Below are 25,918 nucleotides of genomic sequence, written 5' to 3'. Positions count from 1 at the left end.
GATTAATACCTCTTAATTATTAAAAACACTTTATATTATTTTAACGAGTTAGCCGGTGCGTTTTTAACCTCATCGGGTAATTGTAAGTCGTTAAAGTCACCAAAATTGCTCTTACTTTGCTTTACTTTAACATGCATAGTTTTGGCGAAACTTGCTTTAAGGCTAACATAGGTACTTACAACTTTTTGATCCTTAATGGTGTAAACAAACTTGCAATTGCTAAATTTAAAACTCTTTAGTAAGGATTTTGTATTTGCTTGACCTAGAATCCCTAGAGTACTTCGTAATAATTTCTTACCGCTAACTTTACCTTTAACCGTGTAAGTTTCATTATTATTGGTGATTTTGGCGTTCTTGCCCATTTCCTGGTAAATACTCTTATTATATTTCTTGAGCGCTTTACTATTTTTTAGTTTATTTAGTTCTGTAATCAAAAAGTCTGGTAAGGTATCGTACTGCCACTGGCCTTTTTGCTTAGAATAAAGGCGCTTGCTGTCTAAATCTACCCATTGCTCAGTAGTTTCAGTTTTCTTTCCAGTTTTTGTTGTGCTGATGATGTGAAATAATCCCTTTTGACTATTAAAAACGGATTGTTCTGTGGTAGTTGTAGTCTTTTTCCTATATTTGGTCGTTGTTGTTTGTTCCATTTGCAAACTAGTGGGATTTTGTTCATCCTTTGCAATAATCGCAATGGCCTGCTTTTTGTTTAAGGCTGCTTCTACTGACTGGGCATGAAATAGCCCACCACCAACTAAGGCGACGGATAACAGCAAAGCCGAAATAATTTTCTTAAATTTCATTGGTAACATCTCCTTTTTTAAGATACCTATATTTTAAATTAAAAAAAACTTTTGTATACCTTTTATGGTTAATTTTTTATTAAAACTTTTATATAAAAGTCTGCACAACCGGTCTTGGTCAAATAAGAATCTGAAAAGTCCTGTTTCCATTGGTGGTAGAGCTTGATTTTTTAGATAATCTGGTCATAAAAAGAGTCCAGCAAGTTAGATAACTTGCTGGACTCATTTCATTATTCAGCCTTTTTATAAATTAAAAGGACTAGCTTCTACTTAATAGCGGAAGTAAGTCCATAACTAGAGCCTCATAAACTATGCTGATTTTAGGGTTCACATTATTAATAATATTTATTTCTTCTTTTTATTTGTTTCCGGTAATGGCTTAGCGTTAAGTGCATTATTGGGAATCTTTAAAAAGTCCCTGCTGCCCATGTTGCCGTAACTTTGACCGGCACTGAAGCGCATTAATTTGTTTACTTTAATTTTAACTAAGTATTGAAATGTATAAAGTTTCTTATTTTTAACCACTAGCTTTGCGGTCATACCTTGAATTTTTCCTATTTTAGCTATTTTACGGTAAATCGTTTGTTGCTTTGAACTTTGATTATTAGTGACAAAGATCGGGTCAAGCGCCTTCTTTATGGTCTTTTGGTCTTTAACTGTTGCATCTAACGTATATGTTTGCCCCTTACGCGTCATTTTATAAGCCTTTGTAAGAGATGCGGGCGGATCCATTAACATGGGGTTGTTGACTATGGAGTCTAATAAATCAACGTATGAATGACCGGTTAATTTGTTAAAGTCGGTCTTGTACCAATTACTTTCACCATTAATATAGATATGATTGGAATTATCAACCCATTCTTGTGCAGATTGGGTTTTACCTTTCACCTGTGTTTGGGAATTAAGTTGAAAAACGGTGGGACTGCCTCCAAAAAGGGCAGTGGTAGCAACAACTTGGTTGGAGGTGTCAGTACCCAAAGTGATAACTTGTTTTGCCTGACCACTCTTAAAAGATTTCTGTGAACATTTGATTACTTGGCTTTTAGTTAAAATTGGTTCGCTTTGCTTTTTTGGCTTTGAGCAACCTCCAGCAATTAAAGCTGCCATTAAGCTTAGGCCCAGCATTAGTTTTTTTATTTTCATAACGAGTTAGATAATCTCTTTTCTTATAATCATTATTATTTCTATTGTATCTTAAAACTTGAATTTAAAAAACGATTTTTAACCCTAAAACCTATGAAAACAAAATGTAAATGTGTAAAATAATAAGTGAAACTTTTAATTTGCAAAGGAGATATTTCATGTCAAAATTAGTTTTGATTCGTCACGGACAAAGTGAATGGAACCTTGAAAATAAATTTACTGGTTGGATTGATGTAGATTTATCAGAAAAAGGTGTTGAAGAAGCCAAGAATGCGGGTAAGTTAATTAAGGAACACGGCTTGAAATTTGACCAAGCTTATACTTCAGTTTTAACTCGTGCCATTAAGACTTTGCACTATGCTTTGGAAGAAAGCGACCAACTTTGGGTTCCCGAAACTAAGACCTGGAGATTAAACGAGCGTCACTATGGTGGTTTACAAGGCTTAAACAAGAAGGCTACTGCTGACAAGTACGGTGATGAACAAGTCCACATTTGGCGTCGTTCATACGATGTTTTACCACCAAAGATTGAGGATGATTCTAAGTACAGTCAAGTTCACGATCGTCGTTACGCTGACCTTGACCCGCACATTATTCCTCGGACTGAGAACTTAAAGGTTTGCTTAAAGAGAGTTATGCCATTCTGGGAAGATCACATTGCACCAGACCTATTGGCTGGTAAGAATGTCATTATTGCCGCTCACGGTAATTCACTTCGTGCTTTGACTAAATACATTGAAAACATTTCTGACGCTGATATTATGAACTTGGAAATGAAGACCGGTGAACCTGTAGTTTACACCTTTGATGACAAGTTGAATGTCACTAACAAAGAGAAGTTAGACGACTAATTTTAAGCTGAAAAATAAAATTCCTAACCTTCGTGGTTAGGAATTTTTAGTATCTGTAACTAAGTTGTTGATAAGCAAAATTAATTATAGGAAATAAGCAGATGCTTACCAACAGCCATGCCAATTTTGCCTAGCATTTTTAACGTGGGACTCATTGTACCATTTTCAATTCTAGCAATAGTTGATTTACTTACATTTGCTTTAACTGCTAAATCTTGTTGGCTAAGCCCTTCTTGCTTACGTAATTTTGTAACTGCAACTGAAGCGTCCAGTTGCTGACCATATTGTTCAGCATATTCTTTTAATTTTGAATCGTCTTTTGTTAATTCATCAAGTATTTTTTCAGTTTCAGTTTTCATTTTTGTTCCTCTTTAGAATATCTTTCCGAATAGTTTTACGACTTCCTTGTTTATACAAAACTATGTAAAAATTTTCTAAGCTCTTTTTATCATAATATCCAAAGATAATTTCTTTAATCATAAGTTCTCTGTTTCTTTAACATAGTAGCATATATGCTATCGGGTTTAAATTTATTTACTTAATGTTTTGTCTAAATATATGGCAATTTTTTGGATTGTTTTTTAAAATACGGACAGAACGTAAGTTTTGTATAAATTTACCTAATTCACACTAATTTCAGGCAAAATAGTGTTATAGTAAAACCAAGAAATCTAGATTTCTTGGTTTTACTGAAGGGGAGAAGGTGCATACATATGACTAAAACAGCTGGTAAAAAAACCGCAAAATTTGTTTTTGACAACGTATTAGATTTAGCTGGGTATTTAGAATATAGACTAGATAATCCTACACCACTGAAAATTCAAAAAACCTTGTATTTTTTGTGGGCTTTTTATTCAGCTACATACGGCAATATTCAGTACAGTACTGATGATCAAAGCGAGTTTGACCTGCAAGATGGTGCTTACCCTCCTGAGCTGTTTGAGCCTGACTTTGAAGCATGGAGATACGGTCCAGTCATAAATAAAGTATATGCGGCTTATAAAGGCGATGAAATTAAGAAACTTAATTCAAAAGAAATTCAAGATAAAATTTCTACTACTGAATCTGAGAAGAGAGAAGTTCTATTATTTATTAATAATTTAGTAGATCAGATTAATGAAGTAAATGATTTCGGTTTAGTTCAGAGATCTCATAAAGACAAGGCTTGGAAAGACGCGTATAACGAAAATGAGCAACACTGTAAAATTGATAGTAACCAAATAAAACGGGATTATATCAATTATATAGGTGAGTAAAAATGAAGAAACATAAAAGTTCAAATAAGTCTTTTAACAATTTGAACTTTTTTAATCAAGATAAGAAATCTCAATCTAATAAAAAGCTTAATGGCCTGAACTTTTTAACAGATGAACAAAAAGTGAACAGTGGTTCTAACCTTGATGGCTTAGATTTTTCTTCAACTGTCAAAAAAATTGAGTTCCCTTTAAATGCCCAATCAATAAAACCTAAAGTAGCCTTCTTACATTGTTGTTTAAACAGTCTAAAAATAGCAAATCTTTTCTTTACAAATTATATTTATGGCTCAATGGAGAATTATAATGATTCGATTGGGATTAACTTTGAAAATATTTTTTGCAATTCTGAAGTAGTTAATAAAAGAATGAGATTGATTAATTTGTCTTTGAAAAATGGAAAGAGAATTAATGCAATCTTTAGTGCCTGCATTAATATTGATTTTAAAAAATATGCAATATATGAATCTTATATTACTAATGAATACACTCAGGTTAGTGATGGGGTAGGTAAAGGAAAATTTAGAGCTTTTTCCGTATATGATGTGGAAAATATCAATAGTGAAAAAGAAGAAAGCTGGTTAATTGTTTTTCTGCTGGATCCACATCATTTGGTTTGTCCTGTTCCTACTAAGGGTAAATCTCGTGACGAGATAAATGAAATAGAATATAAAAAAGTAAAAGACTTTAATTGTTCCTTAAAAGAATTGTTTCAAAAGAAAGTAAGTAGAAAGGCAATAAAAAAAGAACTTGTAAACTGGCTAGACTAACTTTTACAAGAAGTATCTTTTATGTCAAAACTCAGTTACCTAGTTACTACAGTTAGAGAATATTGTTGAACTAAAGTAGAGTTATTATTTGAGTGGTTTAATCAAAAAGTGTCCCTTATTAATTAGACTGTAGGTCTAACAAAAGGGGACTTTTTGGCTTTTTATTGGATATGTTTTCTAATCCGGTTCATTGATATTTAAGATAGCATCGAATACGCTTTGCGGCAACTTAATGTCACTTTTAACAGCTTGTCTCTTATTTAAACTTTGTCTGCGTAAAAGTTGTTGTTTCTTCGAGATACTTCTTTTTTCGCCATTAACAGCCGCATTTTTACGTAAAGGTGGCACGTCAACTCTAGCAATTGCTTTGTTTTCCACCATTGCCTGCACAGGCATTGGGTATAAACGACGCGGAACCGTATATTTTAATTTTTTAACTAACTTATGAGCAATTAAATCGGCTTTTTGCCGTGGCACAATAATGTCAAGAGCATCAACAGCGGCATAATTAATCTGAATTTGAATTTTGACTACATCTACTAGTTCGTAATCCAGAAATTCCGTATCAAGAGTCGCAAAGCCATGAGTAATTGATTTTAAGCTGTTAAAAAAGTCATAGGCAATTTCAGACACTGGCAATTTGTATGTTAATGTGACTAAATCTTGTTGATTATCCAAGTCCACCATTTCCCCAAAATGCTGGTCGCATAATTTCATGACTGCACCCAAGTATTCATTTGGGGTAGTGATTACTGCCTTGACATAAGATTCGGTAACATAATCAATTTTAGAAAAATTAGGAAATTTCGCCGGGTTAGTGATGGTGAGGTATTCCTGCTTAGGCTGAGGCTGCTTGAGATAAACATGGTAGGTGGCATTCGGAGCAGTTGTCAGCACTTCTACATGATATTCATCGCGCAGTCGCTCCTGGATTATTTGCAAATGGAAAATACCTAAGAAGCCGCAACGAAAGCCGGCATCGAGAGCTTCAGACTGTTCTGGGGTGTAATGAAAAGCTGAATCATTGAGAGCTAGCTTACTAATAGCCTGCTTTAAAGCCTCATAGCTGGTATTTCCTTTAGGATAAAAACCGGCATAAACCATTGACTGCGCTGGCTTAAAGTGGGGAATGGCATTTTTAGTAGGATTTTCTGCAGCGGTTAAGGTATCGCCAACCTGGACGCTGGCAACATCCTTAATCCCAGTCACAATATAGCCGACTTCTCCCGCATTTAATTCCTTTACCGGCTTCATATCTGGCGTGAAGATTCCCACTGCTTGAGCATTAAATGTACTCCCGCCCTGCATTAATTCCAGTTTTTGCTGGCTTTTTAACTGGCCGTCGATTAGTCTGACATCGGCAATAATTCCCTGATAGGAATCGTATTGCGAGTCGAAAATCAAAGCCTTAAGGGGTGCATCTGGTTTTCCCTGGGGAGCTGGAATTTTTTGATAAATAGCTTCTAATACCTGGTGAACATTTTCTCCGGTTTTAGCAGAGATTTTTAAAATATCCACATCTGCAAATTCTGGGCGCAAGGCACGTATTTGAGCTTCTGTAGCCGCAACGTCAGCAGCCGCATTGTCAATCTTGTTAATAACAGGGATGATGGTCAAGTTATGCTTTACAGCTAAACGTAAATTAGCTACCGTTTGTGCTTGCACACCTTGGGTTGCGTCCACTAATAAAATAGCACCATCACTGGCAGCGAGGCTTTTAGAAACTTCGTAAGAAAAATCAACGTGTCCCGGTGTATCGATTAAATTGTATTCATATTCTTGACCATTGTCTGCTTGATAAAAGTTACGCACTGAGCGTGACTTAACTGTTACTCCATGAGCTTGTTCAACTTCCATGCTGTCGAGTAGTTGGTCACTTAATTGCCTTTTGCTCACAGTATCAGTTTGTTCCATAATTCTGTCAGCTAAGGTTGATTTTCCGTGATCAATGTGAGCGATTATGGCAAAATTTCTGATATTCGCAAGTTTCATTTTATTTAGTTCCCTCCAGTTTTTGTTGCAATCCTTGTAAGTAAAATAACATTATTTGATTGGCTTCTTGTTCGAGGTCAATTTGAAATCCCTTAAAATTAACGGGTAACTGGTCGTGGTGAAATTCGTCCAGGTTCATCATATTCATGAGACCACTAATTATGGCGCTTTGAATAATAAAAAGGTGACTGGCCTGTTTAACGTTTAACAGTGTGATTCTTTCAGCGATCACCTGACCCAGTTGCCGATTTATTTCATATAATTTTTCCCGACCGGCCAAAGTTTGCTCTCTGTCAGCTGCTGCCTCTAAAATTGGCCCTCGTAATGCGTTAAGCCGTAATAAATCGGGCCTTTGATGAATTAACAAGTGATTTTGTTCTAGTAAAAAAGCAGCAAAATCATTCCAAGAAGTGATATTTTCAGCTTTTTGAAAACGCTGGAGCACTTCCTTAAGGTAGTCTTGATAACCAGAAAGCAGCAGATACATAAAGATGTTTTCTTTGGTTTTAAAATAATTAAATAATGTGCCTTTGGCTACGCCTGATTCATGCGCAATTTGCGCCATGGATATTTGGTTAAAATCATTTTTTTGAAATAATTTACTGGCAGCAGCTGCTATTAGCTGCTTTTTGGCTTCTTTTTCTTTGGGAGTTAAGACATACATAATAATATTTTCTACTCCTTTCATTCAATAATGACCAACGGTCATTTTACAAATAATTATTAATTTTTGCAAGCAAAAAACCAGCTACTTATGCAGCTGGCTTTAACTCATATTTAATTATTAATATATTTCTTTAATTGTTCACCATGAAGTTCGGCACTTAAGCCTACTAAAAGTTTAATTCTGGCCTTTTGCCCATTAAGGCCGCGGCAGAAGATAATACCCATTTTGGCCAAACCGACACCGCCGCCCTCGTAATCATAGACTGGCTCAGCGATACCGTTAAAGCAGCGTGAAACTAATACTAGCGGAATATCGTTATCAAGCAATTTTTGTAATGCTGGCAGTGTTTGTGGTGGCATGTTGCCGGCACCTAAAGCTTCAATTACTATTCCATTAGTTGTCGGTTTGTCCAAGGCTTGAAAAATTTCTGGTCCCATTCCTGCATATGCTTTCACCAGATAGACATTTGAAACGACATGATCAATAGGTAAGTGCTGTTGCGGGTTAATAGTTTGCACATAATTGACGTGACCTTCTGAAACAACGCCAATTGGACCAAAAGTGGCTGTCCGAAAAGTAGCTACATTTGTGGTATGAGTTTTAGTGACATAGCGTGCCGGGTGAATTTCATCATTCATGACTACTACAACACCTTTACCAATGGAAGTATCAGAGCTTGCCACCATAATTGCAGTCCTGAAATTGTACAGGCCGTCGCTGCCAATTTCGTTAGAAGAACGCATGGCCCCGGTTACTACTACAGGCATTTTGCTGGAAATAGTCAGATCTAAAAATAAGGCTGTTTCTTCTAAAGTATCAGTGCCGTGAGTTACAACTGCGCCAAAAAAGCCTTCTGCCTCAGCTTGGCGGATACGCAAAGAAAGTTGCAACATGCGCTCAGGAGTCATATGGGGTGAGGGTAAATTAAAAATTTCTTCTGTAACTAATTGAACGTCATCATCAACGTTTAAAGACAAATCAGCCAATGGATTTTGACTGTTGGGTTTAATTTTGCCATTTTCATCTTCTGACATTGAAATGGTACCACCAGTGTGTAAAATTAAAATTTTTTTGCTCATGATCGTTTTACTCCCGCAATTTCTTTTAATACCCATCAAGAGTAACACAAATTTTCAGCTGCTGATACCTTTAAAGGTCAAAGTTTTTGGACAAAAAAGCAGCTGGACGAAGCAGTGATATGACCCTCAAATTTAGGACAAGTTTGGAGATTATATGAGCAAAACAGACCAGCTGCTTTAAATTAAAAGTTTTAATCAGCGAAAACCTCTTGCGCCAGGCCAAATGCTGACCATGCTTTAGGCCAGCCACAATAAAAGGCCAAGTGAGTAATCAACTCCACCATTTCGTCTTTGGTAATACCGTTCTTTTTTCCTATAATCATATGTGATTTAAGCTGGGGAAAAGCTCCTTGTGCCATTAATGCAGCACAGGTAATCATACTACGGTCGCGTGCAGATAATTTATCTTCTCTTGACCAAACTTCGCCAAATAAAGCATCATCATTTAATTCCGCAAACTTAGGAGCAAAATCACCTAATTTATCTCTACCAGCAGTCTGTTTTTTCATTTTAATCCTCCAGTTTCTCATATTCTTCTTCTGTAACAGGTTCCAGCCATTTAGGTGTTCCTGCAGTAATAGCTATATGTGCAAACCAACTGTTCTTAGTAGCACCATGCCAATGTTTGACACTGTCATGAACTACGACTACATCTCCTGGATGCAATTTGCGTGCCGGCTTGCCTTCTTCTTGATACCAGCCTTCACCAGCAGTAGCCAGTAAAATTTGAAAGCCACCAATATGCTGGTGCCAGTTGTTGCTGCAGCCGGGTTCAAAACTAACATTCGAGACGCTGACATTAATATCAGGATCATTGACTAAACTTTGCAGGTAACTTTGACCCTTAAAATATTTTTGATAAGCAGTATTTTTTTCGCCTAAAGCAAAAATACCATTTTGCACATCACTTTTATGGTCGTCCATTTTTTTAACTCCTTTATATTTGATTTAATAAGATTACTTTAATCCTTAACGTGAACTTTAAGTCAAGTTATTTTAACAGTAAACGTAAGCTAATTGATATTTATTAATAATTGATTATTGTTTTTCTGAATAATATATATTGAAAAAATATAGTGTGATAAAATTAATTTGACTAATGAAAGCGATTTATATTAAGGAGATTACCATGATTTATCACAAGAATATTGAATGGGATGCAAATTATGATGTTGTTGTTTTAGGATTTGGTGGTGCTGGTGCCACTGCTGCACGGTTTGCGGCTGATCATGATGCCAAAGTGCTGTTGGTTGATGCAGCTCCCGAAGGGCACGAAGGTGGTAATACCCGTTATTCTGCCCAATTAATTGGTACTGGCAATGATTTTGATGAGTTGAAAAAGTATTATCAGAAATTAACGGCGCCAATGGAACTTGACGAAGAGATGATTGACACCTATGTCGACGGGATGGTACACATTCCTGAATATGTTTCTAAATATTTGGGTGTTAAACCAAATAGTGCTAAGGAATATGCCCCTGATAAAAGTTATGCTTTCAGGGAATTCCCAGAATTTCCAGGTTCAGAGTCCTATGATTTCACCACTGTAACTAAACATTGGTTTGATGCTTCCTTATGGCAGATTTTAAAAGAGCAGGTAGTGAAACGGCAAGACAAAATTGATGTTTTGTACAGCACACCTGCTCAAGAACTAATTCAAGATCCGGAAACCAAAAAGATTTACGGTGTAGTGATTAAGCGTGACGGTAAATTGCTCAAAATTCAAGCCAAGAATGGTGTTGTCATGACTACCGGTGGTTTTGAAAATAACCAGAGAATGATCGAAGACTTTATTGGCGCCAAAAGATTGGCACCTTTAGGAACTCTTTACAACAAAGGTGACGGTCTGAGAATGGCTCAGGAAGTTGGCGCTGATTTTTGGCATTTACATAATTATGAATCTTTAGGCTTACTTCATGGCATGGCTTTTGCGGTACCAGAGGGACAACGCGGTCGCTTAATGTTAGGGCCTCAAAATGAAACAGTTGCTACCGGCAGTTCGTTTGTTGTCGGTGATGATGGTACCAGATACTTTAATGAAACTGAAGAAAACCGCCACGGCCATATTAAGAATCATGGTCAATGGAAAGTGCCGCTAAATCAAGAGCACCCGTACTTGATTTTTGATGAAACTAAAAAGCATGAATTAGATAATGATAAAATTATCGGCGATTACAAGCCATACACAGAAAATATTATCAAGGCTGATTCTGTTTCTGAATTAGCCGAAAAAATTGGGGTTGAACCTTCTGTATTGTCTGACACCCTTAATCGTTTCAATAAAGCTTGTCAAGAACAAGACGATCCTGAATTTAGAAGAGAGCCGGCAACTTTACGTGCATTTACTGGTAACGCAATTTATGCTGTCAGACTAGAACAAACTATGCTCAATACGCAAGGTGGTCCTAGAAGAAATAAGAACGCTGAAATTTTGGATACCAGAGGTAAAGCGATTCCTAATCTTTATTCTGCTGGCGAGTTAGGTGGAATCTGTGCTAACCAATACCAAGGGGGTAATAACCTGGCAGAATGCTTAATTTGGGGCAAGATTGCAGGAGAAAATGCTGCCAAACCAAAAGTTGCTGCAACGACTGATGCAGCAAGTGGCGCTACTGTGCCTGAAAAGCACTTGACTTCGGATCTTAAACACGAAAGCTATGAAACCGGAGAAAATCAATATATTGGTAAATCAACTAAAGGTATGGGTGATGAAATAGTCGTCCGGGTAACTGTTGATGAGCAAAAGAACTTAAAGAATATTGAAGTTTTGAAACAAGCTGAGTCAGATGACTACGGCTTGAAAGCTATCAAGACTTTACCTGCCAAAATGGTTCAAGAAAATCGCGTTGATGTTGATGCAGTCAGTGGTGCCTCAAGTTCGTCACGCGGTCTAAAAGATGCTGTTAACGATGCGTTAAGTAAGATAAAGTAACTATTTTTAAAAAGGCCATTTGCGATAAATGGTCTTTTTGTATACACTAAATCAAATTGGACAATACAAATCTATGTTTTTATAATAAATGTTTTTGGCTATAATATATACATAAACAATACTAAGGCTTTTAATGAGGTAATCGAAAATGAATTTTACTCAATTACGTTGTTTTATCAAAGCTGTTGATAATTCAAGTTTTACTATTGCAGCTGAACGACTAAATTTTTCCCAGTCAGCAGTTTCCAAAAATATTAAGGATCTTGAAAATACCATCGGGGTAACTTTAATTAATCGCGCACATCATCGGATTTCATTAACAAATGCCGGCAAATATTTTTATCATGTTGCCAGAAATGTTGTAGATGATATGGACTACACCGTTGCTTATTTACAGAGCCAAAAAAACGATCCAGAAACATTGTTGCGAATAGGAGTTTGTGATACTCCGCTAGAACAAAAAATTTTACCAATATTTTTACGTAAACTGAGGGAATCTGGCAGTAATCTCAACGTTCAATTTATTTTTGTACTTAATAACTCTATTGGAGAACTTCTCAACCATCACGTTGATTTATGTGCCATTGCAAGAGATGATGTTGAAGTAGTTGAGGATGTTAAATTCAAACCTTTAATTCAAGGACAATTTGTTTTGGCATGTCCCAAGGGTTCGCCTTTAGCTGAAAAAGAACTAATTACTTTAAAAGATCTAAAGAACACCAATATCTTTTTACTGGATCCCAATAGTTCTTTAAATGTACAAATGAGGTATCAGGATATTCTTATCAATAATATGGGAATGGATCACATTAAATTTGTGCAAGATTTTTTAGCCATGGACATTTATGTAAAAGCAGGCTGGGGTTATGGGGTACTACCTAATTTTATCGTCGATGGTAGTGCCAAAGATGTATCGTATATTCCTATTGATTATCATGACATATCTCCTTATGGTATTGCATATATGGAATCTTTTACAAATGAATCTGTCTTAAATCAAATTGTTAAAATTTTAAGGGAAACAATTAAAGAATTTTCACCAGTAAAAAAATAATTTTAGCAAAATTTAGTTATTTAAATAATACTTGCAGTATGCACATGATGGTTGTTACTGTAAGTATTTTTTCTTTAGCAAAAAATCATGAAAAAATGTTATACATTCCATTTAGTAATCTTCAATTCTGAAATGCGTGAAAAGAATCACTAGATTCATAGTATTATGTAAACGGTTAAAGTATTTACTTTTAAAAAGTGAGGGATAAAAATGGAAAATACTTATGACGTAATTATCGCCGGTGCCAGTAATGCCGGTGGTATGGCAGCATGTGCCGCGGCAGAAAAAGGAGCTAAAGTTCTGTTAATTGATAAACAGGGCAGTTCACAATTTCTCTACCGTTCTTTCTTCGCCGCTCTAAATAGCAATGCTCAAAAACGGGCAGGTATTAAGGTGGATAAAGCTAAATTAATGAACTTTTTAACTTTATTTTTCCAAGATAATGTTGATGAAAGATTACTTTGGACCTGGGCTAACCATGCTGATGAAACAGCTAACTGGCTTGAAGATAACATTCTAAAGCCAAATGGTGGCATCTTAAGACCGCAAAAAGATGCGTACTATGAAACAGTAGTTAACACAGCCTTTAACACTGAACTTGCAATTGCTACGCCTGATAATGGCTGGGCTCACTATGGTGACTGGGTAATTAATAAAGTTAAGGAGTTAGGAGTAACTCTTAAATACAATACTAAGCTTGAAGAACTCGTTACTGATGATAGTGGTGCAGTTACCGGTGTCATTACCAGCGATCGTGATAGCGGTGAAAAAACAAAATATCAGGCTACCAAGGGTGTCATTATTTGTACAGGTGGCTATGGCGGCAACGTTGAATTAATGAAGAAGTGGGATCCGCTTGGCTACAAGAAGAATGTTTATTCTGACGGTCCCCGTGATGACGGTTCCGGTATTCTTGCCGGTTTGAAAGTGGGAGCTGCCCGCGACGAGGAACCTGCAGAAATTATTTTTGACCGTGGCGCTGTTCCTGTTGGTACCAACGCTGAAGAACACTATCAAATTGACTTTAAGGGTCCCGGCTATTTCTGGATGGGTGCATATCCTATGCTTAAAGTTAACCTGAACGGCGAACGTTTTGGCAACGAGAGTGTCCCTTACCAATTTGATATTAATGCAATGGCTAAACAACCGGGATACCTCGAAGCACAAATTTGGTCAGAAGATACTATGGATCACTTGGCACATTTTAGGACTCAAGGTTGCTCACGTTTAGGCTGGCCTGGTATTTATAATACTGAAGAAAATAAGGCTGAGATTCAACGCAGAATTGATGATGGTATGGTTCAAAAAGCCGATACCATTGAAGAATTGGCTGAAAAGTTGAACTTGCCAAAAGATAACTTGGTAAACAGTGTTAAACGTTATAACAAGATGTGTGCCAACGGCGTCGATACTGATTTTGGTAAAGAAAAATTCAGATTGTTCCCAGTAGATAAAGCGCCATACTATGGTGTTATTATGGGTGGCCGCCTGCTGGCAACACTAGATGGTTTGCGTATCAATACCAAGATGGAAGTGATTGATAAGATGGGTAAGCCAATTCCTCATTTGTATGCGGCTGGTAATGCCAGTGGTGGCTTCTTCTGGGGTAGTTATCCAGATCGTGTTCCAGGTCTTACTTGCAGTCATGCTCAAACATTCGGCCGTTTAGCTGGACAATATGCCGCTGAAAATTAGTTTTAATCACAAAAGGAGTTTTAATTTATTATGGATGAAAAACAGTTACCTAAGCTTTCTAGTTATAGATGGGTAATTTTAGCTATTATATCTTTGATGGATGCTACTAGCAGTTATATTCAGTACCAAATTTCTGCTTTAGCTACACAAGTTATGCCGGCTTTACATATTGCACCGGCACAATTTCAAAGCTTACTAATGGCTCCAATGTTTGTTGCAGTTTTCCTCAGTATTCCTGCTGGATCACTGGGAGATAAATATGGTGCTAAGAAAATTGTCACTTTTGGTTGTTTTGTTTCACTTATCGGTGCTTATGGTCGTTTAATCGCTACTAATTTTGCTACGATGATGATTATGTTGCTGCTATTTGGTGTTTACATGGCACTTCTTAGCGCCAACGCCCTAAAAATATTTGGGATATGGTTTAAACAAGATACTAAACTGGCTATGGGAGTATTCTTTGCATCAGCAAGTATTGGTATCATGTTAACGCAGTTAACTTCTCACATGTTTCCAAGCGTTAAAGCAGCTTATATTTTCTCATCTACACTTTTATTAATATTAACTGTTTGCTGGATTTTATTTGTTAAAGAGAAGCCTGAAGGCGAAGAGGTTCCGCCAGTACAGGCTCAAGCTCCACAAGCTAAACCTGAATCAGCAATGAAATACTTTAAGGTTGTAGCTCGCAGCAAGAAAACTTGGTTAGTTGGTCTTGCTGGTGGTTTAGGTGTTGCTGCCAGTGAAAGTTTTTCCGGTATTTTGCCACAAGCGTTTGCTGCTCGTGGTATGACACCTGCTGCAGGTAGTATGATAGCTGCTATCGCAACTATTGGTAGTTTGTGTGGTTCTTTGTTCGGACCTGGACTTATCAACAAAGCTAAAAAAGCTAAGCCGGTAATGATTGTCTTTACTCTAATAGGCGGTCTTTTAATGGCAATGACTTGGTTTATACCTTTAGGCTTGCCTTTAACTATTGCTTTGATTCTTGGTGGCTTGTTTGGTGCCATGACTGGTCCAATTATGAACTCAATGCCGATTCAGTTTCCTGAAGTTGGTCCTAAATATGCGGGTAGTGCCGGAGGACTTGTAAGCACAGTTTCACTACTTCTTTCATCTTGTCTTCCAACTGTAATCGGTTTAATTGCTGGCAGAAACTATGAATTAACATTTATGATTCAAGGAACATTTTTCGCAATTACCGCTATTATCATTGGAATCCTGCCAGATGCAAATGGTAGTCGTCCACGTAGATAAACGAAAGGAATTTTGTAATGACCAAAAAAATAACTGCAAATCCGGGCAAATACACTGGCTCGGGTCAAGGCAAAGAAAGTCAAATTAACCTTGAAGTTGAGGTAGACACAGATAAAATCGTTAATGTTAAACCATTAGATAAATATGCGCCAGACAGTTTAGCTGACAACGCATTTAAGAAAATGGCCCAAAAGATTGTTGACCAGCAATCAGTTGATGTTGACGTCGTTTCTGGAGCTTCCGAAACTTCTCGCGGTATTATTGCGGGTGTAAAAGAAGCCCTTGATAAAGCTGATGTTGACTACGATGCTCTTAAAGAAAATGGTAGTCAAAATACCGGTAAGAAAGAAGAAACTATTAACGTTGACGTCGCTGTAGTTGGTGCCGGTGGTGCTGGTGTAGCAGCTGCTTTAGCTGCTCGTCAACATGGTGCAAGCGCTGCTTTATTTGAAAAAACCATTTCTCCACTTGGTGCAAGTACGTTTGCCGGAGGTATGTTTGCTGGCGACAGTCAACAACAAAAGGATCGAGATGCAGTCGTTTCCAAGAAGTGGCTTTATAACGAATACATGGACGCTTCTCAAGGCTACATGAACTCAATTCTTGTTCGGCGCATCATCGATGAATCAGGTAAGACCGTTGATTGGTTAAACGAAAACGGCGCAATTATGAAATTGGTTGACGCAGGTACTGGCGGCAGTTATGACCATATCGGTATGCCGGCTACTCTTCATGGCTATCAAGAAGGTGGTACTAAGGCTGTAACTAGATTGATTGAGAAGTTCAAGTCAATTGGTGGCAAGATGTACTTTGGCTTTGCTGGTAAAAAATTACTGCAAGATGATGACGGCAAAGTTGTTGGCTTAATTGCTGAAAGTGATGAAGAAATTCTCCACGTTAATGCTAAGAAAGTTGTTATTGCCACAGGTGGTTTTGGCGGTAATCCTGAAATGCGTAAGGAATACCTGGGTGATGTCAGCACACAAGGACAGGTTTTGCAAAACACCGGTGATGGTTTGAACATGGCTTGGGATGCAGGAACTGCTCATCATATCAACGGTTCAACCCATTACTTCTGGCAAACATTTAGTAATAAAGATATTGGTGATATGGCTAAACTTGTCGGCCCCAACTGGATGCCTATTAATGCCTTGGCAGACTTTCCAAACTTGCGCGTTAATAATCGTGGCCAGCGTTATGCCAGTGAAACTCACGCGTTAGATTTTGCTGTGCATGGAGCCGAATTGTCAGAACAACCACAACAAACTGAATTCGTTGTTTTAGATCAGGCAATGCTGGATAAGATCAAAGAAGGCGGTACGGTTGCAATAGAAGATCACTATGGCAAGTGGAAGAATCACCGTGAATTTTACATGGAATTTAATTATCCAACAGATACTGAAGAAAATATTAAGCATGAACACGAGAAGACAGACTTTACTGCACTATTAAATAAGCTTGCTTCAACTAACGTTGTATTTATTGGTAATACAATTGCAGAATTGGCTGAAAAAATGGGTGTTGACAAAGAGAATCTGCAAAAATCAGTTGAGCAATACAATGATGCTAAGAAGAAGGGTGAAGATGATTTATTCTTCTCTGATACCAAGAGAATGATTCCAGTTGAAAACGGACCATTTTACGCTGTGAAATTTATTGCCCGGAACCTGGGAACTCTTGGCGGTGCCACAATTGATGAAAAAATGCATGCTTTGACTCCAAAAGGTGAACCTGTACCTAACCTTTACGTGGCTGGTGCCGATGCATCTGGAATGTATGGCAAGGCTTATGTTGACTTTGAAGGTGGTACTTTAGGCTTTGCTTATATCTCTGGTAGATTAGCCGGAATTGATGCAGCTGAAACTGCTAAAGCCGGTAAGTAGTTTTATTTAAAATCAGGTATAAATTTTAAAAATTGATTTGTGCATGATTTTTTACTTGAGGAAGAAATATGACACAAGAAAAATATGATGTAGTGATTGTCGGCGCTGGTCTTGCTGGCTTTGCTGCCGCAGATGAAGCTGTTGACAATAATTTAAAAACTTTGCTGGTTGAAAAAGGTAAAACAACTGGCGGCACTGGTAATTATGTTGAAGGTGTTTTTGCTGCCGATTCAGAACTGCAAAAAAAGGATAACGCTGTTCTGAACAAGGAAGATTTGCTTAAAGAAGAACTGACTTATTCGCATTACAAGGCAGATGGCAAAATGTGGCAAAAATATATCGACAATGCCGGTAAAAATGTTTCTTGGCTTGAAGACCATGGTGCTGTAATTGGTATGGTAGCAAACCTGGGTTCTGGCGCACGGACCTGGCACTTATTTAAAGGCAAGGGTCATGATGCTATTCATAATGGCTTAGAACCATATGCTAAGAATAAGGGCATTACAATTCTTACTTTAACTAGAGTAACTGATCTAAAGCAAAATGCAGACAGCACTTATGATGTTACTCTGACTAATGTTGTAGAAAAAACTGCTAAAGTTGTTAATGCTAAAAATGTAGTTTTGGCTACAGGTGGTTATCTGAACGACCAAAAGTTATTAGAAAGTACACCTCACCAAAATCCTGATAACATTATTCCCGTTAACTCTGGTAAAAATACCGGAGACGGTTTGAGACTGGCCTGGAAGTTGGGCGCTAAAAAATACTTCACAGGAATGGCAATGATGTTTGGTGGTCAACTAAAAGATAAGACTGTCCCGTCATTCAAATTATGGGGTACAGCTATCTGGAGTTCAGTTTGTGACCAGCCGCAAATGTGGGTAAATGAATTAGGCGAGCGCTTTGTTGATGAAAGTGCAGCTGTTGTGAACTGGGCTAACGAAGGCAACTCAATGAACCGCCAAGATCGGGTCTTCTGCATCTTTAGTCAAAAGATTTTGGATGACTTTACTGATAAATCATACCCAAGATCAATGAAGCCATTTGTTCCAGAAGACAGGTACCCAACTTTGCGTGATGATATTGCCAAGGCCGAAAAAGAAGGGCGCCAATATCTGCACAAGGCTGCAACGCTGGAAGAACTAGCTCAAGAAATTGATACTCCTAATTTAGTTGCTTACGTTAAGCACTATAATGAGATGGCGGCAAACGGCGAAGATACCGACTTTCATAAACCAGCCAAATATCTGTTGCCAGTTGATGGCAAGGGCCCATTTTACGCTATTGAATTAGGTGTTGGTGCCTATACTACTGGTGACGGCCTTCGTGTTAACACCAATAATGAGGTGCTAGATACTAAAGGCAGACCTATTGCAGGCTTATATGCTATCGGCGGTGACGGTTCTGCTGTTCTGTATGGTGATACTTATGGTGTTAATGTTCCTGGAACACATGCAGGCTATTGTATTTTTTCAGGCCGTAATGCAATTAAAGCAATTGCAGCTAAGGAATAAAAAGCAAAAAATAATTCCTAAAATAACAAAATAATATCCCAAGTTAAAAGACTAACTCCAATTTTGATGAGAGTTAGTCTTTTTGCTTAGCCGAAATACTATATTACTTATTTTGCTTTTTAAATTGATTAGGCGACATGTGATAGACGGAATAAAAAGCATTATACAAATTACGATATGTTATAAAGCCTGTTAATTCAGAGATTTCTACCCAGGACTTGGAAGAAGAATTCATCAGATCAATTGCCTTATTGATTCTGACTAATCTTAGAAGGTCGGAAAAAGAGGAGCCTAGGCTTTTCTTGATTAATCGTGAGGTATAACCATTTGAATAGCAAAAGTGTTGTGCAACATCGTTAATTCGCAATTCATGCTGATAGTTCTTTAATACAAATTTGGTGAGTTCTTCTATAAAATTGATATTACTCTCTTCTTCAATAGTTTTACTTTCTTGAGCATAGTATTCAGTTAATATGCGAATGACATTCATCACCTCTGTCATAATTTTGAGGTTGGTCACCAAGTTGGTTTCTTTATTTTGTAAGCTAATAATGCTGGTAAATGTTGAAATAAGTTCTTGATCATTTTCTGACTTTTCAATGCATGAATTAGCGTTAAAAGCAAATATGTTGCCTCTTAAAGTGTCTCAGGTGAACCAACTTGCACCTTCTTTTATTGGTTTTGTGCAAACTGAATTTAAGGGTGAATTCTCCTTTGGCTTAAAGGTTGAAGGGCTGAGTAATAATTTAGCTGGATTAACTGTCTATAAAGATGACGCACATTATTTTGCAGTTTTGTATAATAATGAACAAAATATAATTCAAATAAGCAAACGAGACAGCGACTTGAAAATTGAGCAGAATTTAAAGGTAAAACTAAGAGGCACTACAATCAGGTTTATTTTAAAAATGAGACAAGAAAATTATTGTGTAATTTTAAAGGATGATGAAACTGAAATTGCTAAAACCAGTATGCTGACCAGACATTTTACTAATGAAGTTAGTGATTCGCCTTTTACAGGTGTAGTAATCGGTTTAAGAGCAATTGGTCAAAATAGCGTTAAATTTCATTCAATTAATTTAAGGTATGAAAATCTGTAGTAACAAAAAAGGTAGAAAAATTCTACCTTTTTTGTGTGATATTTACAGTCGAAAACTTAATTAAATTGTGCTACAAATTGATCTACTTCATCTAAATATAATTGCTTTTGACGTTGGCTAATCCAAGAGGTCTCAAAAGAATTCTTAGCAAGTTGTACAACTTGATCTTTTGACAGATCAAATTTTTGTGCCAAAGCATAATAATTGTCACTGATATAGCCCTTAAAGTAAGCAGGATCATCTGAATTAATAGAAACTTTTACTCCCGCATTCAAAAGATCGATTACTTCTTTACCCTTCATTTCTGGTGAAACAAAGCTGTTAGATAACGGGCAGGAAGTTAAGCCAATCTGTCTTTTGGCGGCTAGTTCAACCAGGTCTGGATCTTCCACAATGTTGGTACCATGGTCAAGCCGCTCAACTTCCATAATTTCTAAAGCCTGACGAATATGTTCAATTGAATCTTTTTGATCAATGTCACAGTGAGTAGTGATGTGCAGTCCAGCCGCAGCTGCGTCTTCAAACTGGCGAGCAAATTTTAGTGGCGGATTGTTATGTTCATCAGAGTCAAGTCCAATGCCAATTATCTTATCACGGTACTTAAGACCTTCTCGCAAAGTCTTTCTAGCAGATTCCTTAGAAAAGTCGCGTAAAAAGCACATGATTAGGTGAGCGTCAACGTTTAATGCACGTGCATCAACAGTAGCTTGATAAAGGCCATTGAGTACAACTTCAAATGGGATACCGCGGCTAGTGTGAGCTTGGGGGTCAAAAAATAATTCTACATGTCGAACATTATTGGCGGCAGCCTTAGTTAAATAGGCCCAGGCCAAATCGTAAAAGTCTTCTTCAGTTTGTAGAACATTCATTGCTGGATAATAGACAGCTAGAAATGATGCCAAATCATGATAATTATAAGTCTTTTGGACATCTTCAATTGTAGTTTGTCCTATATCCACATGATTACGCTTGGCTAACTTTAACTTCAATTCAGGTTCTAATGTTCCTTCGATATGCAAATGCAATTCGGCTTTAGGCAAGCCCCGTGTAAATTCTGGTGTGACGACTGAACTCATGTAATCCTCCTTAGATAATGTTCTTGATTTTTACTTGTTATTTTAGTTTAGCACAATTTTAATAATAAAAATAGAGTAAAAAACGAACGAATTAAGGAAAATAAGCGTATATGTTCCTAATAAAATACCTAACTAAGAACCTAGTTAGGTAAAATAATTAAAAATTCCAGTTAAGTATTTTAGTCACAATGGCGCCATTTTGCATCTGTTAAAATGCGGGCTGTTAATAAGCCGATCGGCAGGGCAGTAATAATCATCAAAGCATCCATAATCCAATAAGCACCGACATTAATGTTAGTAATGCCAAAATTAAAGACAGCGCGATACATGTATAAGCCGGGAACCATTATGACAATTGCGGGAACAGTAATTGCAATACGGGGAAAGCCAACTTTATCACGTACGAAACTGGCAATTAGTCCTGCTAATAAAGCTCCGATGAATGCTGCTAGAGCGGCTGGAACATGGTTAAATTCAACTAGACTTAAACGCAGAGTATTTGCCAGGGCACCAATTACGGCAGCAACTGTTGCCATTGATAATTTAGCATTAAACATAATTGAAAAGCCAAAAACGCCACAAAAACTAGCAATTATTCTAAGCATTGTTAATAAAGCCGGATTAAGATTTAGTTTTGGCATAGCACCTGGTGATAAAGAAAGTAAGGTAGCCATGCCCCAGCCTACCATTGAAGCAATCATAACTACTAATATCGCATAGGCCAGTCTTTCAAGTCCTGAACGCATATCAAGTTTAGACATATCAAGACCAGATGTGATGAAAGGAAAACCGGGAATGACATAGAGCATTGAGCCGATATAGCCATAGGCATGATTATTGCTCCAGCCCCAAACTATATTTCCTAATTTAAAGCATAGGAAATATACAGCACAGGAAACTGCCACACCGACAGTTATTTTGGCAACAAGTGTAATTTTCTTTTTACCCATTAGTTGACGTAAATAGTTACCAACAAAAGCACCTAAAAATGTACAAAACATTTCTGGCAAGCCACCACCAAGTAAAAAAATAAAACTGGCACATGCTAAGCCTGCACTCAAAGCTGAAATAATTAGGGGATAGTTTTGAGTATGGCGTTCAATTTGATTCAATTTATGATGAACTGCGCCAATTGTCCAGTGATCATTTTCAGTTTCAAATTTGCGGACAAAATCTTCCATTTCATTTAACTTATTCATATTTACTTCTGTAGTTGGCAAAGAAAGTGTCTGCGAGTATGATTTGTTATCAATATCAAAACAGGTATAACTGATAGTTACTAAACCAATGTCGGCTGAACAAGTGATTTTAAGTGCGCGTGCAATGGTATTCATCGAATCGCGGACACGCCAAGCTCCAGTGCCACATTGCAGCAGCATTATACCTATTCTACCGACTAAAGATCCTTTTTCTACCAGGGTAATATCCTTGACTAAAGTATCATCTGAACTTTTAAAAAACTGTTTCCAGTGAATTCTCATGTGATGCTTACTAGAAATCTTGGGATATGATGCTGGAGATTGTTCGTCTTTCATAACTGCTTTTTGACCTTTCTTTTATTAATATAGTGTTTTAATTTTACCATATTAGTGGCTGGACCAATTTAACAAGGTATATTGTGGCAAAAATATCAATCGGCTTATACGTTAAACCAAAATAATATTATTCTGTTCATATAATTATGAGTATAGCTAAAGACGCATAGGCCAATTAATTTAAGCTAGATCAATTTTTATGAAAACGGTATTATAAAATTGCTGGTTGATTATAGTTAGAAATTGACTGGCAAGCATTGAACCGTTCTTTAAAGCGCGTAAAAATAAATATTAGCTGAGGAAATGAAAACTAATGAAACTAGATAAAACTAATGAAATTTTAGATGAAGTTGTCCCTTTAATTCAATATGCCTTTTTAAAAACTAATGATCTGAAAAAAGATAATAATTTTATGAGTTGTTATCGGCACAGTGACAGTTATGGCATTTTTCATGATGGTAAACTTGCAAGTTATATTATGGCGATCCATTTTGCAAGTCAGATTTTTGATCATCAAATTAAAATGTCAGGAATTGGCTATGTCTCATCATATCCGGAAAATCGCGGCCGTGGAGATATTTCCAAACTAATGAAAGAAATACTGGAAGATCTTCATGACGAAGGTGTTTCACTATCTAATTTAGCACCGTGGTCCGAAACATTTTATCGGCAATATGGTTATGAAAATAGTATTTATCAAAAAACATATAGTATTGAACCTACAATGTTTAAGTATTTCAAGTTACCCAAGACTGGCAAAATTGTAAGAGGTAATTGGAGCAATCCGACATTAAGCAGTTTGATAAAAAAGCTATACCAAAAGCAAATTAATGCAGGTGAGGAACGTAATACAGTTATTAGAGCAAAATGGTGGTGGCACAGACTGGAAACATATTATCCTAGCAGATACGTTGCTATTTATGTTGACGAAAATCAGGCTCCTCAGGCCTATATGTTTTATCGTTTTACAAACAAAAAATTTAAGGTTGACGAAATATATTATACAAACGCCACTGCCATCACAGCATTGCTTAATTTTATTGGTGGTCACATATCTTCATGTACCGAGTTTGAAATTACAGCACCAGAAGATTCATTGCTTGAGGAATATTTTCCTGATCAAAGTGGCTTAAGCATTAGTATTTGGCCTTACATGATGTCAAGAATTGTTGACTTTGGGGAAATTGCGTCTGCTGTGAAGTTTGTTGGTGAAAAAACTGCCAATTTAGAAGTTACAGAGGATGACATTTGTCCGTGGAACGCTGGGGTTTGGCATCTGGTGAATAATTCTGGTGAAACCAGTTGCGTTAAAACCAGTGCCAAACCTGATTTTACTGGGTCAATAACTAACTGGACAAAGGTTTTACTAGGCCATTTAACTTTAAAGCAAGCAATAAATTTAGGATTAATAAAAAAACTGAGTTCCAGTAAATTGGAATTTTTAAACGGTAAAGTAAGTTTTTATGACTATTTTTAGCTGGAAATTGTTTTGATTAGCATAATAGAAGTTGCATAATTTATGCGATTTCTATTTTTTTTTGCTGAAAATGAGCGATTTTGCAGGAAAGTGACAAATTATGATTGAAAATGATTGCTTTTAATTATTAAAGCGCATAAAATACTCGCTGGGGTGAAATATATGTTAACGCCTGAAAGGCAAAAAGTGATTGAGGATTTCGTTAACCAGCATGGTTTATGCCGTGTTAGTGATCTCTGCTCAATAACTTCAACTTCAGAGTCAACCATTAGACGAGATCTAAATCAAATGGCAGAAAAAGGTTTGATTAAACGGGTGCATGGCGGTGCCCAGTCAGTCAAAAGTTTTACTCATGATGTGTCGCAACATATTCGGTTTTCTATGAACCATAATGATAAAAAGCTGATTGCTCAATATGCTGTTAAGAATTTTGTGCATCAAGATGACTATATTTTTATTGATGCAGGAACAACAACACATGAGATGGTTCCTTTTATTGCTGATATTCCACGAGTAACCGTTGTGACTAATGGTTTAGAAACTGCACTTTGTGCTATTAACCATGGGATTGAGACTATACTTTTGGGTGGCCGAATCAAAGAAAATACACATGCGGTAGTGGGACAAGCTGCTCTGCAACAACTGCAGGGGATGAACTTTTCCGCCAGTTTTGTAGGCACAAATGGACTTGATGACCATGGCAATCTAACCACACCTGATACTGAAGAAGCCGCAATTAAAAAAATAGAAATTGCTCAAGCTAATCAGACATATATTTTGGCCGATACTTCTAAAATTGGCGAATGCAGTTTTGCTACTTTTGCACAAGTTAAAAACGTCACAGTTCTCACTACTGCGTTAAGTGCAAAAGAGAAAAAATTACTGCCTGCCAAAATTAAACTGAAGGAGATTTGCTAATGATTTATACGGTTACCGTTAATCCTGCTTTGGATTATGTAATTCAATTAAAGCAGGTTAACCGTGGTGAAGTTAATCGCGCTAATAACTGCTCGTTTTTGGCGGGCGGTAAAGGGATTAACGTTTCACAAATACTTAATCAGCTGGATATTGATAATACTGCCTGGGGTTTTGTGGGTGGCTTTACTGGCAAAGAGCTGGTACGCCAACTTAATCAGCGCCGCATTGTTAACGATTTTGTTACTATTTCTGATGTGACCCGCATCAATGTGAAGGTGCACGCAGAGCAGGAGTCAGAAATTAATGCTGCCGGGCCTAATATTACAGAGCAGGAAATAACTGCTTTTAAAGCGCGACTAAATGACTTGCAAAAAGGTGACATAGTAGTTTTAAGTGGTTCATTAGCTCCCAGCTTACCAGTAGATTTTTATAAAGAACTTTTACCTATTATTAAAGAAGCAAAGGCAGATTTTGTGATTGATACTACCGGTCGGGCTTTGCTTGATACTTTGAGCTACAAGCCACTTGTAATTAAACCCAACCACCATGAACTGGCTGATTTGTTTAATACTACTTTTAATTCTGACAAAGAGATGCTTGAATGTGCGCGCAAATTGCTCGACATGGGTGCGCAAAATGTTATGGTCTCCATGGCTGGCAAGGGCGGTTATTTGATAACCCCTGAGCATTTTTATCATGCTAAAGCAGCTGTTGGAACAGCAGTCAATTCGGTTGGTGCAGGAGACTCCATGATAGCTGGTTTTGTTGGCACTTATGTGAAAACAAATGATCCAGCCGAAAGTTTCCGTATCGGTATGGCCTGTGGTGCTGCCACAGCTTTTACTAAAGATATTGCCGTTAAAAGTCAGATTGATGCGGTGTTGCCGCAAATTAATGTTGAAGAAATTTCGTAAATTGAGGAGAA

Annotated in this window: 24 protein-coding genes; 13 read left to right on the top strand and 11 right to left on the bottom strand. The window is 37.1% G+C overall.

Going from position 1 to position 25,918, the window contains the following annotated elements:
* Nucleotides 1–35 precede the first annotated feature (35 nt).
* Both AAA915_RS06310 and AAA915_RS06305 read right to left on the bottom strand, forming a co-directional pair.
* Entirely contained in the window at nucleotides 36–800 is a 765-nt protein-coding gene (locus tag AAA915_RS06310) for a hypothetical protein (RefSeq protein ID WP_338200409.1), read from the bottom strand.
* A gap of 345 nt (nucleotides 801–1,145) precedes the next feature.
* A complete protein-coding gene (locus AAA915_RS06305) occupies nucleotides 1,146–1,943 on the bottom strand; it encodes a DUF6612 family protein (RefSeq protein ID WP_338200407.1) in 798 nt (265 codons plus the stop codon).
* Between the two features lie 158 nt (nucleotides 1,944–2,101).
* Between AAA915_RS06305 and AAA915_RS06300 the strand changes: the two genes are divergently transcribed.
* Nucleotides 2,102–2,794, top strand: coding sequence for a 2,3-diphosphoglycerate-dependent phosphoglycerate mutase (locus tag AAA915_RS06300; protein ID WP_110446606.1), 693 nt, complete (start codon nucleotides 2,102–2,104; stop codon nucleotides 2,792–2,794).
* An 80-nt stretch (nucleotides 2,795–2,874) separates the two neighbouring features.
* Here the strand turns inward: AAA915_RS06300 and AAA915_RS06295 are convergent, their stop codons facing one another.
* Complete coding sequence (locus AAA915_RS06295; RefSeq protein WP_338200404.1) at nucleotides 2,875–3,153, bottom strand: helix-turn-helix domain-containing protein; 279 nt, start codon at nucleotides 3,151–3,153, stop codon at nucleotides 2,875–2,877.
* Nucleotides 3,154–3,507: 354 nt separating this feature from the next.
* Between AAA915_RS06295 and AAA915_RS06290 the strand changes: the two genes are divergently transcribed.
* Together AAA915_RS06290 and AAA915_RS06285 are read left to right on the top strand one after the other, a co-directional pair.
* Complete coding sequence (locus tag AAA915_RS06290) at nucleotides 3,508–4,050, top strand: Panacea domain-containing protein (protein WP_338200402.1); 543 nt, start codon at nucleotides 3,508–3,510, stop codon at nucleotides 4,048–4,050.
* Between the two features lie 2 nt (nucleotides 4,051–4,052).
* The gene (locus AAA915_RS06285) at nucleotides 4,053–4,817 is read left to right on the top strand and encodes a hypothetical protein (protein WP_338200400.1); all 765 of its coding nucleotides are present in this window, start codon (nucleotides 4,053–4,055) and stop codon (nucleotides 4,815–4,817) included.
* 177 nt (nucleotides 4,818–4,994) lie between these two features.
* On the opposite strand, the gene lepA is transcribed toward AAA915_RS06285, so the two are convergent.
* From lepA to AAA915_RS06260, 5 genes are all read right to left on the bottom strand, one after another.
* The gene (gene lepA / locus AAA915_RS06280; RefSeq protein ID WP_338200398.1) at nucleotides 4,995–6,809 is read right to left on the bottom strand and encodes a translation elongation factor 4; all 1,815 of its coding nucleotides are present in this window, start codon (nucleotides 6,807–6,809) and stop codon (nucleotides 4,995–4,997) included.
* 1 nt (nucleotide 6,810) lies between these two features.
* Nucleotides 6,811–7,497: a TetR/AcrR family transcriptional regulator gene (locus tag AAA915_RS06275; protein ID WP_338200396.1), complete on the bottom strand. Its 687-nt coding sequence runs from the start codon at nucleotides 7,495–7,497 to the stop codon at nucleotides 6,811–6,813.
* 89 nt (nucleotides 7,498–7,586) lie between these two features.
* Complete coding sequence (locus tag AAA915_RS06270) at nucleotides 7,587–8,555, bottom strand: asparaginase (RefSeq protein WP_338200394.1); 969 nt, start codon at nucleotides 8,553–8,555, stop codon at nucleotides 7,587–7,589.
* A gap of 191 nt (nucleotides 8,556–8,746) precedes the next feature.
* Nucleotides 8,747–9,064, bottom strand: a complete 318-nt coding sequence (locus AAA915_RS06265) for a carboxymuconolactone decarboxylase family protein (RefSeq protein WP_338200392.1) — start codon at nucleotides 9,062–9,064, stop codon at nucleotides 8,747–8,749.
* Between the two features lies 1 nt (nucleotide 9,065).
* A complete protein-coding gene (locus AAA915_RS06260) occupies nucleotides 9,066–9,479 on the bottom strand; it encodes a cupin domain-containing protein (protein ID WP_338200390.1) in 414 nt (137 codons plus the stop codon).
* A gap of 205 nt (nucleotides 9,480–9,684) precedes the next feature.
* On the opposite strand from AAA915_RS06260, the gene AAA915_RS06255 reads away from it, so the two are divergent.
* From AAA915_RS06255 to AAA915_RS06230, 6 genes are all read left to right on the top strand, one after another.
* On the top strand, nucleotides 9,685–11,487 hold the full coding sequence (locus AAA915_RS06255) for an FAD-binding protein (protein ID WP_338200388.1): 1,803 nt from the start codon (nucleotides 9,685–9,687) through the stop codon (nucleotides 11,485–11,487).
* A gap of 148 nt (nucleotides 11,488–11,635) precedes the next feature.
* Complete coding sequence (locus AAA915_RS06250; RefSeq protein WP_338200386.1) at nucleotides 11,636–12,541, top strand: LysR family transcriptional regulator; 906 nt, start codon at nucleotides 11,636–11,638, stop codon at nucleotides 12,539–12,541.
* Nucleotides 12,542–12,751: 210 nt separating this feature from the next.
* Complete coding sequence (locus AAA915_RS06245; RefSeq protein WP_338200384.1) at nucleotides 12,752–14,236, top strand: FAD-dependent oxidoreductase; 1,485 nt, start codon at nucleotides 12,752–12,754, stop codon at nucleotides 14,234–14,236.
* 30 nt (nucleotides 14,237–14,266) lie between these two features.
* Entirely contained in the window at nucleotides 14,267–15,490 is a 1,224-nt protein-coding gene (locus AAA915_RS06240) for an MFS transporter (RefSeq protein WP_338200382.1), read from the top strand.
* Nucleotides 15,491–15,507: 17 nt separating this feature from the next.
* Complete coding sequence (locus AAA915_RS06235) at nucleotides 15,508–17,373, top strand: FAD-dependent oxidoreductase (protein ID WP_338200380.1); 1,866 nt, start codon at nucleotides 15,508–15,510, stop codon at nucleotides 17,371–17,373.
* Between the two features lie 68 nt (nucleotides 17,374–17,441).
* Entirely contained in the window at nucleotides 17,442–18,887 is a 1,446-nt protein-coding gene (locus tag AAA915_RS06230) for a vinyl phenol reductase (RefSeq protein ID WP_338200378.1), read from the top strand.
* A 103-nt stretch (nucleotides 18,888–18,990) separates the two neighbouring features.
* Here AAA915_RS06230 and AAA915_RS06225 read toward each other — a convergent pair whose 3' ends face one another.
* Nucleotides 18,991–19,389, bottom strand: a complete 399-nt coding sequence (locus tag AAA915_RS06225; protein WP_338207483.1) for a helix-turn-helix domain-containing protein — start codon at nucleotides 19,387–19,389, stop codon at nucleotides 18,991–18,993.
* Between the two features lie 97 nt (nucleotides 19,390–19,486).
* Here AAA915_RS06225 and AAA915_RS06220 point away from each other — a divergent pair, with 97 nt between their 5' ends.
* Complete coding sequence (locus AAA915_RS06220) at nucleotides 19,487–19,987, top strand: beta-xylosidase family glycoside hydrolase (RefSeq protein WP_420915113.1); 501 nt, start codon at nucleotides 19,487–19,489, stop codon at nucleotides 19,985–19,987.
* A gap of 56 nt (nucleotides 19,988–20,043) precedes the next feature.
* Here the strand turns inward: AAA915_RS06220 and add are convergent, their stop codons facing one another.
* Together add and AAA915_RS06210 are read right to left on the bottom strand one after the other, a co-directional pair.
* Nucleotides 20,044–21,063 (bottom strand): adenosine deaminase, encoded by a 1,020-nt coding sequence (add, locus tag AAA915_RS06215; RefSeq protein WP_338200372.1) that lies wholly within the window; start codon nucleotides 21,061–21,063, stop codon nucleotides 20,044–20,046.
* A gap of 179 nt (nucleotides 21,064–21,242) precedes the next feature.
* Nucleotides 21,243–22,598: a threonine/serine exporter family protein gene (locus tag AAA915_RS06210; RefSeq protein ID WP_338200370.1), complete on the bottom strand. Its 1,356-nt coding sequence runs from the start codon at nucleotides 22,596–22,598 to the stop codon at nucleotides 21,243–21,245.
* 313 nt (nucleotides 22,599–22,911) lie between these two features.
* On the opposite strand from AAA915_RS06210, the gene AAA915_RS06205 reads away from it, so the two are divergent.
* The 3 genes from AAA915_RS06205 to pfkB all read left to right on the top strand — a co-directional run bounded on the left by AAA915_RS06205 (nucleotide 22,912) and on the right by pfkB (nucleotide 25,907).
* Nucleotides 22,912–24,075, top strand: coding sequence for a GNAT family N-acetyltransferase (locus tag AAA915_RS06205; RefSeq protein WP_338200368.1), 1,164 nt, complete (start codon nucleotides 22,912–22,914; stop codon nucleotides 24,073–24,075).
* Between the two features lie 162 nt (nucleotides 24,076–24,237).
* Nucleotides 24,238–24,993 (top strand): DeoR/GlpR family DNA-binding transcription regulator, encoded by a 756-nt coding sequence (locus AAA915_RS06200; protein WP_338200366.1) that lies wholly within the window; start codon nucleotides 24,238–24,240, stop codon nucleotides 24,991–24,993.
* Complete coding sequence (gene pfkB, locus AAA915_RS06195) at nucleotides 24,993–25,907, top strand: 1-phosphofructokinase (RefSeq protein ID WP_338200364.1); 915 nt, start codon at nucleotides 24,993–24,995, stop codon at nucleotides 25,905–25,907. The genes AAA915_RS06200 and pfkB overlap by 1 nt, the downstream gene beginning before the upstream one ends.
* Nucleotides 25,908–25,918: the final 11 nt, after the last annotated feature.

The organism is Lactobacillus rizhaonensis, from assembly GCF_036246345.1.
GTDB classification, from domain to species: Bacteria; Bacillota; Bacilli; order Lactobacillales; family Lactobacillaceae; genus Lactobacillus; species Lactobacillus rizhaonensis.
This window is presented reverse-complemented; position numbering and strand designations above follow the sequence as displayed.